At 61.7% G+C, this 15,425-nt stretch carries 13 protein-coding genes; 9 read left to right on the top strand and 4 right to left on the bottom strand.

Annotation, left to right across the window (positions count from 1 at the left end):
* Positions 1–64: 64 nt before the first annotated feature.
* Positions 65–2,299: a heavy metal translocating P-type ATPase gene (locus FHR94_RS04410; RefSeq protein ID WP_183324404.1), complete on the top strand. Its 2,235-nt coding sequence runs from the start codon at positions 65–67 to the stop codon at positions 2,297–2,299.
* A gap of 200 nt (positions 2,300–2,499) precedes the next feature.
* Complete coding sequence (locus FHR94_RS04405) at positions 2,500–4,440, top strand: metallophosphoesterase family protein (RefSeq protein WP_183324403.1); 1,941 nt, start codon at positions 2,500–2,502, stop codon at positions 4,438–4,440.
* Between the two features lie 54 nt (positions 4,441–4,494).
* Here the strand turns inward: FHR94_RS04405 and FHR94_RS04400 are convergent, their stop codons facing one another.
* Together FHR94_RS04400 and FHR94_RS04395 are read right to left on the bottom strand one after the other, a co-directional pair.
* Entirely contained in the window at positions 4,495–4,950 is a 456-nt protein-coding gene (locus FHR94_RS04400) for a phosphatidylglycerophosphatase A family protein (protein ID WP_246389820.1), read from the bottom strand.
* A gap of 27 nt (positions 4,951–4,977) precedes the next feature.
* Complete coding sequence (locus FHR94_RS04395) at positions 4,978–5,550, bottom strand: NnrU family protein (protein WP_183324401.1); 573 nt, start codon at positions 5,548–5,550, stop codon at positions 4,978–4,980.
* A gap of 225 nt (positions 5,551–5,775) precedes the next feature.
* Here FHR94_RS04395 and FHR94_RS04390 point away from each other — a divergent pair, with 225 nt between their 5' ends.
* The 3 genes from FHR94_RS04390 (at position 5,776) to FHR94_RS04380 (ending at position 9,338) form a co-directional block, all read left to right on the top strand.
* Positions 5,776–6,495 (top strand): sulfite exporter TauE/SafE family protein, encoded by a 720-nt coding sequence (locus FHR94_RS04390; RefSeq protein WP_183324400.1) that lies wholly within the window; start codon positions 5,776–5,778, stop codon positions 6,493–6,495.
* Positions 6,496–6,577: 82 nt separating this feature from the next.
* Positions 6,578–7,903, top strand: coding sequence for a short-chain fatty acid transporter (locus FHR94_RS04385; protein WP_183324399.1), 1,326 nt, complete (start codon positions 6,578–6,580; stop codon positions 7,901–7,903).
* Between the two features lie 49 nt (positions 7,904–7,952).
* Positions 7,953–9,338: an amidase gene (locus tag FHR94_RS04380; RefSeq protein ID WP_183324398.1), complete on the top strand. Its 1,386-nt coding sequence runs from the start codon at positions 7,953–7,955 to the stop codon at positions 9,336–9,338.
* 80 nt (positions 9,339–9,418) lie between these two features.
* On the opposite strand, the gene FHR94_RS04375 is transcribed toward FHR94_RS04380, so the two are convergent.
* The gene (locus tag FHR94_RS04375) at positions 9,419–10,735 is read right to left on the bottom strand and encodes a helix-turn-helix domain-containing protein (RefSeq protein WP_183324397.1); all 1,317 of its coding nucleotides are present in this window, start codon (positions 10,733–10,735) and stop codon (positions 9,419–9,421) included.
* Between the two features lie 218 nt (positions 10,736–10,953).
* Positions 10,954–11,274, bottom strand: a complete 321-nt coding sequence (locus FHR94_RS04370) for a rhodanese-like domain-containing protein (protein WP_183324396.1) — start codon at positions 11,272–11,274, stop codon at positions 10,954–10,956.
* 216 nt (positions 11,275–11,490) lie between these two features.
* On the opposite strand from FHR94_RS04370, the gene FHR94_RS04365 reads away from it, so the two are divergent.
* From FHR94_RS04365 to sstT, 4 genes are all read left to right on the top strand, one after another.
* Positions 11,491–12,138, top strand: coding sequence for a gamma-glutamylcyclotransferase (locus tag FHR94_RS04365; RefSeq protein ID WP_183324395.1), 648 nt, complete (start codon positions 11,491–11,493; stop codon positions 12,136–12,138).
* 19 nt (positions 12,139–12,157) lie between these two features.
* Positions 12,158–13,414, top strand: a complete 1,257-nt coding sequence (locus FHR94_RS04360) for a threonine ammonia-lyase (RefSeq protein ID WP_183324394.1) — start codon at positions 12,158–12,160, stop codon at positions 13,412–13,414.
* Positions 13,415–13,741, top strand: coding sequence for a YnfA family protein (locus FHR94_RS04355; RefSeq protein ID WP_221188358.1), 327 nt, complete (start codon positions 13,415–13,417; stop codon positions 13,739–13,741). It begins immediately after the preceding gene.
* Positions 13,742–13,962: 221 nt separating this feature from the next.
* Entirely contained in the window at positions 13,963–15,192 is a 1,230-nt protein-coding gene (gene sstT, locus FHR94_RS04350) for a serine/threonine transporter SstT (RefSeq protein ID WP_183324393.1), read from the top strand.
* Positions 15,193–15,425: the final 233 nt, after the last annotated feature.

Here is a 15,425-nt window from a genome sequence, read left to right as displayed (position 1 = left end):
GACGCGATCTCCCCTCGTCGAGATCTACTACCCTGAGTCTGGACCGATAGCCTCGCAGCGCGCCATGCCCCCGAACCTGATCGAGCCTGCCAAGCGCGACGCCGCCTCGCCTGCCGACAAACCCGCCGAGTGTCCCGGCCCGTCGCCACGGGACAACATATTTGCCGTTCACGGCATGTGGTGCAGCAGTTGCGCCTTCGCCGTAGAGCACGTCCTGCGGCGTCAGCCGGGCGTCGAGCACGCCAGCGTCAACTTCATGTCGTCTACCGCCTTTCTGCAATGGAACCCCGCCCGTACGGATGTCGAGATCTTGCGCCGGCATGTCGGCAGGCTCGGCTACTCCCTGGGCAACACCCCCAGCACGGAAGAGAGCCGCACACGCCTGGCCCGGGAAAGACGCACCCTGGTGACTCGCCTCGTGGTCAGCGTGGCGTTCGGCATGTGGACGGTGATGGCCTCGTCCCTGCTGTACTTCAATTATGGGCTGGGGCCTGACGTCGACTGGGTGCTGGCGTTGGTGGCCAGCACGCTGGCCCTGCCCGTAGTAGGGTATTCGGGAGTGCCCTTCTATCGTGCCGCCTGGCGCACCCTACGCGCCGGCCGGCCCGGGATGGACGTGCTGGTCAGCCTAGGCGCCCTGGGTGCCGTACTGTTCTCGGCCTGGCAACTCTGGCATGGCTCGGCGGATGTCTACGTCGATACCGCCGTGATGCTGATCACGCTGCTGCTGGTGGGTCGCCTGGTGGAGATGTTCAGTCGCCAGGATGGCCTCGATGCCCTGGCGGCCCTGGATGATCTGACGCCCGATACTGCCCGAGTGTGGCAGGCGGGAAATTGGGTGGCATTACCGCTCGACCAGGTCAGTGTGGGTGACCGGATCAGGGTCGAGAGCGGCGACGGCGTGCCCTTCGACGGCGTGCTGATCGATGACCGGGCAAGCGTCGACCGAGCGGCGCTGACCGGCGAGCATGCCCCCATCACCCTGACCCGTGGCGACCGTATCGAGGCAGGCTGTCTCAATGCCGACACGGCCTTCACGCTGATCGTCGAGGTCGAACTGGGCAACCGCTACATCGATACCCTGCGCCACAGGATGCTCGAACTGGTTGCCCGCAAGGGAGACGTCCAGAAGTTATCGGATACCTTCGCCCGCTGGCTGCCCACGGCGGCACTGTGTCTGGCGCTAGTTACCTTCGGCCTCACGCTGCTGCGGGGTGTAGAGGTCGAGGCCGCCTTTGCCTGGGCGCTGTCGGTTCTGGTCGTGGCCTGCCCCTGTGCCGTGGGCCTGGCCATTCCGGTGGTGACTCAGGCCGCCAGCGCCCAGGGACTGAGACACGGCCTGGTGTTCAAGGACATGTCGGCCTTCGAGAGCCTGGCCCGGGCCCGCAGCATTGCCTTCGACAAGACGGGGACGCTGACCAGCGGCCGACTCGGTATCCGCGAGATACGCACCGCTCCGGGCATCGAGGCGGATCGGCTGCTGCAACTCGCTGCCCAGGCGGAACGGGGCATCATGCATCCCGTCGCTCAGACCCTACGCCGCCGGGCCATCGAGCGTGGCCTGGCGCTGGCTGATGACGTCGAGGTGACCCACCATCCTGGTCAGGGGGTCGAGGTGCGCCTCGTCTCCGGCGCGTGGCTTCGGGTCGGTTCACCGACATGGCTCGAGAGTTGCGGCACGCGCTTGCCCGACATGCCGGATCTGGCCGGCAAGCTGGTCGCCGTTTCTCTGGGGGCACACTGGCAGGGTACGCTGGCGCTGGATGAGACGCTCCCGGCCGATACATCGGAAGCGGTATGCCACTTGCGCCGGGCCACGCTGACGGTGGCCCTGCTGAGTGGCGATCGGCGCACCAGCGTGGAGGCCGTCGGTAAACGGGCGGGATTCCGGAAGGAGGAGCGCTATGCCGCGCTGACACCCGACGCCAAGGCCAGGCTGGTCGATGCCCTGCCCAAGCCTTCGGCATTCGTCGGCGACGGCATCAACGACACCTTGGCACTGGCCAGTGCAACGACCGGGATCAGCGTGGCCGGTGCCACACGGCAGGCACACGATATCGCCGCCATATCGCTGCTCACGCCCGGCATCGGCCAGGTCCGGGAGGCGCATCAATTGGCCCGGCGCGCCTATCGGCTGATGCGCCAGAACCTGGGATTCTCGATCGGCTACAACCTGCTGGCCTTGGGGATCGCATTATGGATGCCGATTCCACCGGTCATCGCCGCCACGGCGATGACGATCAGCTCACTGAGCGTCTTGGCCAATGCCGGGCGTCTCTACCTCGATCCGGCCAATTAAGCGTGCCCGCCGCAGGCAGGCGGCTTTCACGGTCGCGGCAAGCCGCATCAGCGAACACCCCCGGCACTGGTAAGCTGTCGCGGCCCGCCACTCGGCAACTCACGACACGGGACCATTCTCGGCTACCATGGTCCGACAGGCCAAGGCGGGGCCCGGCGCCTCTGCCCTGGCGATCCCTTCCAGGAAGCCGCAGAGCGACAATGACGTCTCCCGACCCTCGACACGCTGCCCTCCCCGACGTACTGGCCGGCCCACTGCTGCGGCGACTGTCCCCGGACCGCCTGGTGCTCTGGCTGGTGGGCTCGCGTCCCCTCGCGCTGAGCCTGATGCTGCATCCCGCCGGCCAGCCGCCACGGCGACTGGGCCTGAACGACCGGCGACTCCGGCGCCTGCCGCTGGGCCGCCATGCCTGGCTGCACCTGATCGACGTGGCCCTCGACACGCCCCTACCCCGGGGCGTACGCATCGACTACGACCTCAAGATCACCTCGTCATCCGGCCAGGCCGGCATCGCCGACTGGGCGCCCCACCTGCTGCATGAGGGGGGCGCCTATCCCTGCTTCGTGCTGGCCGAGTCACACCGCCGGCTGCTGCACGGCTCCTGCCGCAAGCCTCACCACGACGGCCCGGACGGCCTGGTGCGCGCCGATGCCTGGTTGGCCGAACGTCGCGAGGCCCCCGAGGCATGGCCGGCCTGGCTGCTGATGACCGGCGACCAGGTCTATGCCGACGACGTGGCCGGTCCCCTGCTGGTGACGATCCATGCCCTGATCCAGCGCCTCGGGTTATTCGACGAGACCCTCGAGGGGGCCACCGTAGCCGACAGCCAGGCCCTCTATGCGGCCACCGATACCTACTACCGACGCGAGTCGCTGCTGCCCGACGTGAAGAACAGTGCCGACCTGCGCGAGCGCTTCTTCGGTGGGGCACGCAAGCCGGTGTTCACCTCCGCCAACGCCCACAACCACCTGATGAGCTTTGCCGAGGTCATCGCCATGTACCTGCTGGTCTGGTCGCCGGTGCCCTGGCGGCTGGTGAGCATCACCGAGCCGGCGCTGGATAACACCAACGGCGAACGCTTCCATCAGGAGCAGGCGATCATCGAAGCCTTCATCGTGGGCCTGCCCGCCGGCGCCCGACTGATGGCCCACCTGCCCTCGCTGATGATCTTCGACGACCACGACGTCACCGATGACTGGAACCTCACCGCCGACTGGGAGCGCACCGCCTACGGTCATCCCTTCTCGCGGCGGATCATCGGCAATGCGTTGCTCGCCTACCTGCTTTGTCAGGGGTGGGGCAATGACCCGGACCGCCTGGCCGAGCCTCTGGACGACGCCACCCGCCTGCTCGAAGCGGCAGCCGCGGCGGATGGCTGGCTGCCCCCCGGAGATCAGGACGCCGTCATCCAGCGCCTGCTGCGTTTCCAGGGCTGGGAGGTCCAGGTCGAGGGCCATCCGCGGCTGATCGTGCTGGATACCCGCACCCGGCGCTGGCGCAGCGAGCGCAGCCCCCGGCGCCCCTCGGGGCTGATGGACTGGGAAGCCCTGTCGGAACTCCAGCAGCAGATCCTGGACGCCCCCTCGGTGGTGATCGTCTCGCCCGCGCCGATGTTCGGGGTCAAGTTGATCGAGATCATCCAGAAGCTCTTCACTCTGGCGGGCAAGCCGCTGCTGGTGGATGCCGAGAACTGGATGGCCCATCGCGGCGCGGCCAGCGTGATGCTCAACATCTTCCGCCACTCGCGCACCCCGGGCCATTACGTGATTCTCTCCGGCGACGTGCACTATTCCTTCGTCTACGACATCCGCATCCGCCACCGCCGCGCGGGCCCCCGGATCTGGCAGGTCACCTCCAGCGGCGTGAAGAACGCCTTCCCCGACACCCTGCTCGACTGGTTCGACCGCCTGAATCGCTGGCTCTACGCACCGCGCTCACCGCTCAACTGGTTCACCAAGCGCCGGCGCATGGCGATCACCCCGCGGGACCCGGATCGGGCCAAGGCGGGCGAACGCCTGTGGAACGGGGCCGGCATCGGCCTGGTGGAACTCGACGATCGAGGACGTCCGGAGCGAGTACGTCAGCTCGACGCCCGGGGCTTCGACGTGGAGTTTCCGCCACCGTTGGCCACGCGGGAATGATACCTGTTCGCTCGGCGCAGGGCCTCACCGCACCCCGCATGGCATCCCGCGGCCTCAGACGGGCCGGCGACGCCGCCACAGGGCCAGGCCCACGGCCATCACCGGCCAGGTCATGACCGCGGCCATGCTGTCATCGAGCACAATGCCGACCCCGCCGGGGAGCGACTCGGCCTGGGCCACCGGCAACGGCTTGGTGATATCGAACACCCGGTAGACGACGAAGGCCCCGGCCAGGATAGCGGGATGGCGAGCCGCCGACAGCCCGAGCACCGTCAGCGGGAAGGCGACGATTTCGTCGAGCACGATGCGCCCATCGTCCTTGAAGCCCAACACCGTGGCGGCCTGGTGGCAGACCGGCATCGCCGCCACCAGCAGGGCGGCCACCACGGCGAGTTGCACCCGCCGGGCGCGCCCCAACAGCCACCCGGCCAGCGGCAGGCCCGGCAGCGAGCCGACGGTGCCGGACGCCAGCGGCGAAAGGCCCAGCCCCAGGCCGGTGGCCAGTAACATCAATGCGGTTTCCATGGTCAGGGGGCCTCAAGCCGGCATCACCGGCACGCCGATCAGGCGCAAGTGGAGATAGAAGGCGAAGAGTGCATAGGCCACCAAACCCACTGCCACCGTAATGGTGGTGGCTGCCCAGCTTGGTGCCGGCGGCGCGGGTCGGGGACGGCGTCGTGCGGCGCGGAAGTCGAACACCGCCCATACCAGGAAGGCGCCGAAGAAGACGATGTCGCCCAGCCGACCATTGGCTAGCAGGTGCGAGAAGGCCCACAGCTTCACGCCCAGGATCATCGGGTGGCCAAGCTTCACCTTGAGATGGTTGCGCGGCACATAGGCCGCCACCAGCAGCACAAACGACGGAATCATCAGCAGGGCGACCAGGTGACGCAGGGCGACCGGTGGTGTCCAGATGAAGAGCGGATCCAGGCGCATCTGGCCGTAGCCCCAGATCGCCAGCACCAGGCCGACCAGCGAGGCCAGTGCATAGAGCGCCTTCCAGGGCGTAAGGCCAAGCCGCTCGATCTGTGCCGTTCGCCAGTCGTCGGCGACGATGCGCACCGAGTGCACGCCGAGGAAGATCACGAGGCCGAGAATCATCAGGGTCATGGGGCACACCTTATATCGGCAAAAGAGAACGAAACGAGAGGCAGCCTAACCGTTCCGCTCCCGTCCTACCAGTGACTGATGCCTTGCCATCCACCGACCTGCCACTCCTGCCGCCTGATTGCCAGCCCCAACACTGCAGACATACTTACGGTCTATATAGGGACATTGAGCAGGCTTTGCCTAAGCAATACGGTGATCCCAAACCACGCCGCAATTGGAAATATAATGTTAGCGATCGTACTGGCCTGTCTGATCATTTTCTTCGCTTCCACCTTGCAGGCGGCAACGGGGTTCGGCTTTTCCGTGCTGGCCACGCCACTCTTGTTCTTGATCTTCGAGCCTCATCAGGCAATCCAGATCAACATAATCATTTCGCTGATCATATCCCTTATTCTCTACCCGGAACTGAAGAAGACTGTTGACAAGCACCTGCTTTACAACCTTGCAAAAGGCGCCATCATTGGCACCCCTATCGGAGTTGTTCTAATTCTCTTCCTCAGCGAGACAATGCTCAAGATATTTGCAGGGATCGTCATCCTGTCACTGACCTTTGTCGTACTGCTCCGATTCAGTATTCAACAAAAGGGGTCACGGGACATCATATCAGGCCTTTCTTCGGGTGCACTGACCACTAGCCTTGGCATGCCTGGCCCGCCTCTGCTTCTTTACTTCTCCAGCACCAATCTGGACAAACACACCTTGAGGAGCACGACACTCATATACTTTCTCTTCATCTACTTTCTGGGATTGATTGCGCATGTTTTCACTATTGGCAGCAGCTGGAACACCTGGCTGATTGCTGCCGCACTCACTCCCATGGCGTTTGCTGGCATCTTTGCCGGCCGCACAGCATTCAGGATGATCAGCCAAAAAACATTCAGGATAATAAATATCTCCATACTCCTGGCAACCGGAGCTTCTCTTATCGTTACATCCTTAAACTAATTAAACAACAATCACTTTTACAACCTGACAATAACAACCCTTGCATGTCGATGAACCTCCCCTATAACAGCGAGGCATTACAATGAGAACGATAGCGAACATATTTACCAAGGTAGCCGAAAGGTACCTGCCTGACGCTTTTATCTTTGTCTTCTTCTTGACCTTTATTGTTTTCGCACTGGGCTTGCTGAAAGGCTATCAACCCAACCAGGTGCTAGACTTCTGGGGAGAAGGCTTTTTCGATATTTTGAGATTTACCGCACAGGCCACCTTGATGCTGGTAACAGGGTTCGCACTAGCGCACACCCCCATCGTCAACAAGATATTGGTCGCTTTTGCCAAGTTTCCCAGAAATGAAGTCCAGATCATTGCCCTGACCACCTTGGTCATGATGGTTTGCAGCTGGTTTTCATGGGGCTTCGGCTTAATTGCAGGCGCCATTGTGGCAAGGGAGATGGGCATCGTTCACAGGGACAAGATCCACTATCCCCTCGTGGTCGCTGCATCCTATGCTGGTTTTATTGTATGGCATGCGGGGTATGGCGGTGCCATACCTACCTTGATCGCGACCGAAGGCCATTTCCTCGAATCCGCCATGGGTGTTATTCCTGTTTCACAAACGATTTTTTCCATTAACACCTTAATCATCTTGTTTGCGTTGGTGCTGATTATCCCCTTGACCATGGTCATGATGCGTCCGCGCGCCAATGAAGAGAGAAGAAGTATTCCTGAAAGTGAAATCAGCTTTGAAGAGCAGGACCCTGACGTTAAAGTTGACAAGAAGACGCTGACACCGGCGCAAAGGATTGAGCGCTCCAGAATTGTTCCCCTTCTTCTGGGCGCTGTCGGCTGCATTTGGCTAGCTCAATATTTCATTACCGGCGGTGCCGTCAACCTCAATATCGTCATTATGACCTTCTTTGCACTAGGCCTGCTCTTCACCCACAGCACCATGGAGTACATCACTTATTTCACAGGCGGAGCAAAATCGGCTTATGGCATCATTATGCAGTTTCCATTCTATGCGGGTATCATGGGTATCATGATTCATACCGGACTGGCTGCAGACATCGCCTCAATGTTCGTTGCCATTGCCAATGAAAATACCTTGCCCTTCTGGGGATTCATTAGTGCCGGCATCGTGAACATGTTTGTTCCCTCTGGCGGTGGGCAATGGGCAGTTCAGGGCCCCATCATGGTAGAGGCCGCCTCACAACTGAATGCCGATATATCTCGCGTGGCGATGGGGGTCGCGTGGGGAGATGCCTGGACCAATATGCTGCAACCCTTCTGGACCCTCCCCCTGCTTGCCATTGCCGGCCTTGGAATTAGAGACATCATGGGGTATACAGCCGTGGTGCTGATTGTGAGCGGTTTTGTGATCGGCGGCGGCCTGTTGTTTCTCTAACAATTCTTGATGGGAGCCCGCCGGCGGGCTCCCCGACTGGAGGACGCCAATGGAGCATTATATTACCGAGCTTAGCGTTCTAGAACTTGGCACTCTGATCAAGAACCGGAGCGTGTCTTGCACCGAAGTGACAACCAGCTTCTTGAAACGCATTGAATCTCTCAACCCCAGGATAAATGCCTTTTGCGATATCTTTTATGAAAGGGCCATGCAGGATGCCAAGCTGGCCGACGACGCTATCGCACGCGGGCACTATCTCAGCCCGCTGCATGGAATTCCCATAGCCCTGAAGGACCTGACCCCAACTTCAGGGTCCACGACAACCTTTGGCTCCAGACTCTTCAGGCGCCACAAGCCACAGCATGATGCCATTCTGGTGGAACGACTCAAGAACAAGGGGGCCATCCTTGTCGGCAAGACCAACACCCCCGAGTTTGGCCATAAGGGCGTAACGGACAACCTGGTCTTTGGCAAGACTCGCAACCCACGGGACCTGACCAAGGTGGCAGGAGGATCTAGTGGTGGGTCCGCCGCGGCCGTTGCCGCCACTATGGTCCCCATTGCCGAGGGCAGCGATGGCGCAGGCTCGCTCAGGATTCCCGCTGCCTTGTGCGGCGTAGTGGGCTTTAAGCCAAGCTTCGGCCGAATTCCGGACGTTGCGGGTCCCTTCTCGAGCACGACCCCCTTCTTTCACAATGGTCCGATCTCTCGAAATGTGCATGATAGCCATATCTTTTATCGTGCGATTGCAGGAGAGGATCATAGGGACCCGTTTTCGCTTCCAACGGAGCACGGCCTGGTGAGCAAACCACTGCCTTCTCTCTCGACACTAAAAATTGCCTACAGTAGAAGTCTCGACTATTTTCAGGTCTCCCCCGAAGTCGAGGCATGTGTTGATACAGCCGTCACCAGACTCTCGAGTCTTGGCTGTCAGGTGGAACCCGTCGATCTTGGCATGAACCTGGATGTCGAAGAATGCTTCATGACACTATGGCGCTTCAAGCTTTCAAGCACTTACGGAAACCTCAAGGATAATGAACTAGCACTACTTGAGCCTGCCGTACGCCAGTTGATCGGTGAAGGAAACAAGATCACTCCCGCTGATTACGGTCGCGCCATCCAGACGAGAGAGAAGGTATGGAACACCATTTCGAAGCTATTTGTCGATTATGATTTCCTGGTATGCCCCACCACGTCGGTGCCAGCTTTCGACATCGATGCTTCTCCCCCCAAAGAGATTAATGGAACAAGTATAAACTCATTGATTGGCTGGTTCCTTACCTATCCTTTCAACTTGACAGGCAATCCCGCAATTTCCTTGCCTATCGGCGCGTGCAACTCTGGCTTGCCTGTTGGCATGCAAGTGGTAGGCAAACGACTGGATGACACCCGTCTATTGAATTTTGCCGAGCTTATCGAGTCAAAGATTCAATAACGTGTCACAAACTTGCCCACACCAATCTGGCAAGCCATAGGCTGCCAGATTGGCCAACCTATTCATTTCTATAATTCTTATCAAACCTTCAACAAGTATAACCGCCGCGGCCTACCTTTTCCTAGGGGTTGCTCTTCTCCTACCACAGTGGCATAACCGGCCTGTTCCAGTGAGGCAATGATTCGTCGAGCACTTCTCGAGGTGACATTAAACTTCCTGGCCACCTCATTCGCCGTAACCCTCAGCTCCCCTCCTCGAGCAGACAACGAAAGAATCTTGTGAATCGTTGCCACTCCCAAGCCTGTCTTTCTGGACAAGTCTAACATATAGTCATTATCCGTTCGATACGCAAAATCCCTTTTCTCCCACTGACCAACAGGGCCAAGCAAATGACCACCAGCGTCCATGATATGGCAGGAAAACCTCCCATGGCTTAGCGACGCCTTGAGTGCCTTTTCTGCCTGCCGCGATGCCTGCTTTACCGAGGTACCGTACCCCACCCCCCAGAATGACCCTACACCGCATTCCGTATAAATCCTGTAGCCAATACTAAAATCATCCAGCATATTGGTTTCCTTGTCGACATCCGGCTTTCTACAGATAATTTCCAGTCGACTTCGGCCTTTTTGCCAATGCGCCTCCCCTTTGATTTTTTCTGAAAACTCCTTGACCAATCTCGCCACGCCGCCAGGCTGGTTGGTGGCCCTGTCCTCACCACCATGCACTGATGTCACAGCCTCAGCCATCCTGGCCTTCAGCACAGCCAACTGTTCCCTTCCTGCAACCTTAGCCTGATGCATTAATATGGATCGCTGGATACCATTGCGTATCGATGACTTCGCGGGAGAAATCCTGATGACAGGCGCCCCCATCTTTTCCAACTTCTCATAAACCAGATAGATACTCGTCATGGAAAAGTCGACCTGCCCCTTTTTCCATAGCCGATAGTGAAACCTGACAATATCATCCAGCTTGTCGGTATAATGACACTCCCAGGAAAATATCTGTTCTGACCTGATCTCCAGTTCTTCTAGGCACTCCTTTATATCAGCCTCTGCGGGATGATCGATACTGAAACGCAGACCCTTGGCAATAGAGACCAGGTCAACACTCCGGAACAGCGCCTTGTAGATTGACACTTCCGTGTAGTCAATATACAGAACCGGAACCTCCAGACTCAACCATCGCCTCCTGACATTGTCCTTTATAATATGATAGGCAAGCGGCCCCCCAAACAGGATGACATCGAAATCGCCCCTATCAACCAACTCGACCACTTCCCCCGGATTCTGATAGGTCTCGACATGAATGAATACGCTATCGAAAGAGCTCACCACCCGTTTCAGGTCATCGACGATATCTGGTGTCACGAGGCATAGTATTTTCACGTTCTCCATGCACACCTCCTCATCACACCAAGCCGAGGGTACGGAGCCTGCGCTTTGTTGCAGCGGCTATCCCCAGACACATATGCAACTGCCTTCGGCCTGCCTACTCGCCGTGCCAAGTGCCTGCCTGCGATTGTCATGCAAGTCTAGGTAGGGAAAGAGCGACGTACGACATGCAAGCATCCTCGCGGCCCCCCTTGCCAGGCAAGGTGGCCAACGCAAAAGCACTACGTTTTCTTCTCGAACCAGTCTTTCGTACCGCCTTCGTAATCGTATACCTGGGTGAAGCCGGCCTCTTCGAGCCGCTTGGCGGCCTTGGGAGACGCGTCGCAATCGAAGTTGGCACAGTAGACGACAACCTTGCGATACTTGCAGCCGACGACACCCTCCACTTTCTCGACGAAATTCTCGTCCTTCACGGGAATGTTGATCGAGGTGCGTATGTGTTCCTTGTTGAAGGCCTCCGGTGCCAATACATTGATGAGCACGAAATCTTCATGTTCGGCTTCGTTCATGGTCTTCAGCTCATCACGCGTGATCGGTTGCATGATCGCCTCCTTAACCTCAAGGGATTCGATAACGGTTTCCGCACCGTTCCATGTTCGTCAGGGGATGCTAACCCCCTTATTATAGAAGACTCTTTGCCCTCCATCGCCGTGCCGAGGCCCATCCAGGCTGCTGTTGGATAAACGGCCTCACCCCGGATACGCTTCCTGCCTTGTGGCTGGCATGATAGGGGCCTGATCCCTGGTCCATGCGAAACGATGACCCTCGATACCACACACCTTAACCGACACATGACCCACTTCGACGGCCACCACGAGATCTGGCTGTTCGGCTACGGCTCGCTGATCTGGAAGGCCGATTTCCCCTTCCTGGAGCGCCGCCCCGCCTGCATCCACGGCTGGGAGCGACGCTTCTGGCAGGCGTCTCACGACCACCGTGGCACCCCCGAGGCGCCGGGCCGGGTGGTCACCCTGGTGCGCCGCCCCGAGGCCGTCTGCCACGGCATGGCCTACCGGATCACCCCCGAGGTGCTGGGCCCGCTCGACGTGCGCGAGAAGAATGGCTACCTGCGCGAGGTCACCACCCTGCACTTCCTTGCCCCGGATGAGCATGTGCCGGGCGGCGGCAGTCCTGACCAGACCCGACACGCGCATGCCGAGGGGCTGGTCTACATCGCCACCGAGCACAACGCCGCCTTCCTGGGCGAGGCCCCGCTCGACGCCATCGTCGAGCAGATCGCTACGGCCCATGGCCCGAGCGGTCCCAACCGTGACTACCTGCTCAACCTAGCCGAGGCCCTGGCGACGCTCGGGGTCGACGACCCCCATGTGTTCGCCCTAGCTCGCCGACTGCGTGCCCTCCTCGTCCCTCAACGCTCCGCCGGCCCCGCCCGGGGTGAACGATGAACCGCCAGGATCCCCGCCCATGACCGTGACCCTCGACGACATCCGCCAGGCCGCCGACCGTATCCGCGACAGCGTGGAGCGTACTCCCTGTCTGCGCTCGCGTACGCTCTCGACGCTCACCGGCTGTGAGCTCTACATCAAGTTCGAGAACCACCAGTTCACCGCCGCGTTCAAGGAGCGCGGCGCCCTGAACCACCTGCTCTCGCTCACCGCCGAGGAGCGTGCCCGCGGCGTGATCGCCATGTCCGCCGGCAACCACGCCCAGGCGGTGGCCTACCACGCCGCCCGGCTGGGCATCCACGCCACCATCGTCATGCCGCGCCACACACCCAACCTCAAGGTGCGCAACACCCGACACCTGGGGGCCGAAGTGCATCTGGAGGGCAACGGGGTGGACGAGGCCGGGGCCTACGCCCAGCGTCTGGCCAAGGAGCGCGACCTGGTCTTCGTGCATCCCTATGACGACGCGCGCATCATCGCCGGCCAAGGCACCATCGCCCTGGAGATGCTCGAGGATGTACCAGACCTGGAGTGCCTGGTGGTGCCCATCGGCGGGGGCGGCCTGATCGGCGGCAACGCCGTGGCGGCCAAGGCCATGCGCCCCGAGATCGAGGTGATCGGCGTGCAGACTCAACGCTTCCCCGCCATGAAGCAGGCGCTCGCCGGCGAGGAGGTTCACTGCGGCCTGGCCACCCTGGCCGAGGGTATTGCCGTGAAGCAGCCCGGCCGCCTGACCCTGCCGATCATCCGCAAGCGGGTCGCCGACATCGTGCTGGTGGACGAGCCGGAGATCGAGCGCGCCATCCTGCTGCTGCTGGAGATCGAGAAGACGGTGGCCGAGGGCGCCGGGGCCGCGGGGCTGGCCGCCCTGCTCGCCGAGCCCGAACGCTTCCGCGGCCGCAAGGTAGGGTTGGTGCTGTGCGGCGGCAATATCGACATGCTGGCGCTGTCCTCGGTAATCCAGCGCGGCCTGGTGCGCAGCGGTCGCATCGTACGCATCCGGGTCGGCATCTCCGATGTGCCCGGGTCGCTGGCCGAACTCACCCGCTTGCTCGCCGAGCAGCGCGCCAACGTCATCCAGATCGCCCACCAGCGCACCTTCACCGACCTGTCCCTGCGCGCCACCGAGGTCGAAGCCACCCTGGAGACGCTGGGCAGCGACCACACCCGCGAACTAATCGCGGCGCTGCGCGCCGAGGGCTACGACCCGGTGCTGCCCGCCAACGAGTTGCACCCGGACGAGCGCTGGGCCGACGACCCCGAAGGCCATAACTGAATGATGACGCTGCTGATCTATATCGCCGCCGCTCTGGCGGAGATCGCCGGCTGCTTCAGCGTCTGGGCCTGGTGGCGTCTCGATCACTCCTCGACCTGGCTGCTCCCGGGGCTGGCCAGCTTGGCGCTGTTCGCCTGGTTGCTCAGTCTCTCCTCGGCTGACTACGCCGGCCGCGCCTATGCCGCCTATGGCGGGGTCTACATCGCCACCTCGCTGCTCTGGCTGTGGCTGGTCGAGCAGCGCGCACCGGACCGCTGGGACCTGCTCGGCGCCGGGGTCTGCCTGTTCGGGGCCGGCATCATCCTCTTCGCACCCCGCGGCGGATAACGCCGCGATCTCGTCTTCCTCGCAGGACCATGCCATGTGATTCCCTGCTTAAAGGCAAATAACCAGATATTTATCTGGCTAAATAGATCAACCAAGGTCGCAAAAGCTATTTATAAACGACGATGATAGAATGCCGCGCGTCCGGCAGGGGCCCCCTCGACAAGGCGCTCCGCCCCGTCGCGCCCCTGCTCCAGCGCCTTCCATTCCCCGTGAGACATCCCATGATCGCAACCGTCCATACCCTCAGCCGCCCGCTGCGGCAGCTGGGGCTGATTCCCCAGATCGCCATCGGCATCGCCTGCGGCATCCTGCTGGCCACCCTCTCTCCCGAGGCCGCCCAGGCCGTATCGCTGCTCGGCCAAGTCTTTATCTCCGCTCTGAAAGCGGTGGCCCCGGTGCTGGTGTTCCTGCTGGTGGCCGCGGCCATCGCCGGCCATAAGCGCGGCCAGCCGACCCATATCCGCGGGGTGCTGGTGCTCTATGTGATCGGTACCCTGGTGGCGGCCCTGGTAGCCGTTATCGCGAGCTTCGCCTTCCCCACCACCCTAACCCTGGATGCCCCCCAGGCCAGCGGCACCCCGCCCGGCGGCATCATCGAGATCCTCGAGAACCTGCTGCTCAACGCCGTCGCCAACCCGGTCAGCGCCCTGATGGAGGCCAACTTCATCGCCATCCTGGCCTGGGCCATCGGCCTGGGGATCATGCTGCGCGGCGCCGCCGAGAGCACCCTCACCGCGCTGAATGACCTCTCCAGCGCCGTCTCGCAGATCGTGCGGATGGTGATCCGCCTCGCGCCGCTGGGCATCTTCGGCCTAGTCGCCGGCACCCTGGCGGAAGCCGGCATGGGCGCCCTGCTCGACTACGCCCGGCTGCTGGCGGTGATCGTCGGCTGCATGCTGTTCGTCGCCCTGGTCACCAACCCGCTGATCGTGTTCGCCAAGACCCGCCGCAACCCCTACCCGCTGGTCTTCACCTGCCTGCGCGGCAGCGCCATCACCGCCTTCTTCACGCGCAGCTCCGCGGCCAACATCCCGGTCAACCTGGAGCTGTGCAAGCGCCTCAAGCTGCATGCCGACACCTACGCGATCTCGATCCCGCTGGGGGCGACCGTGAACATGGCCGGGGCCGCCGTCACCATCTCGGTGATCACTCTCGCCGCCGCCCACACCCTGGGCATCGCCGTCGACTTCCCCACCGCCCTGCTGTTGTGCGTGGTCTCGGCCCTGGCCGCCTGCGGCGTCTCCGGGGTGGCCGGCGGCTCACTGCTGCTGATCCCCATGGCCGCCAGCCTGTTCGGCATCTCCACCGACGTGGCCATGCAGGTGGTGGCGATCGGCTTCGTGATCAGCGTGGTGCAGGACGCCACCGAGACCGCCCTCAACTCCTCCACCGACGTGCTGTTCACCGCCGTGGCCTGCCGCCAGCCCGGGGTCGAGACCTCCGACGCGTGACCCCTCCCGCCATGGGCCGCGGTTCGCGGCCCATGGCAGCCCGCCTTCCCGAGCCGGCGCCTGCTTTGCTCGTGGTAACATATCGGCTTATCCTGAACGAATCTGGCGTCACGCGTCCGCCCCGTCAGGCTTCGGCCCCCGCCTCACGACCCAGCCGCCCGACCCGCGACGCCTCATGGCCCATCACTCGGGCCCCATTCGTATGGTGAGGCTGGCTAACTACCACCATCGCA

Origin of the sequence: Halomonas cerina (assembly GCF_014192215.1) — a bacterium.
In the GTDB taxonomy this organism is placed as follows: domain Bacteria; phylum Pseudomonadota; class Gammaproteobacteria; order Pseudomonadales; family Halomonadaceae; genus Halomonas; species Halomonas cerina.
Note: the sequence above shows the minus strand (reverse complement) of the source record. Positions and strands in the feature narration are given on the sequence as shown.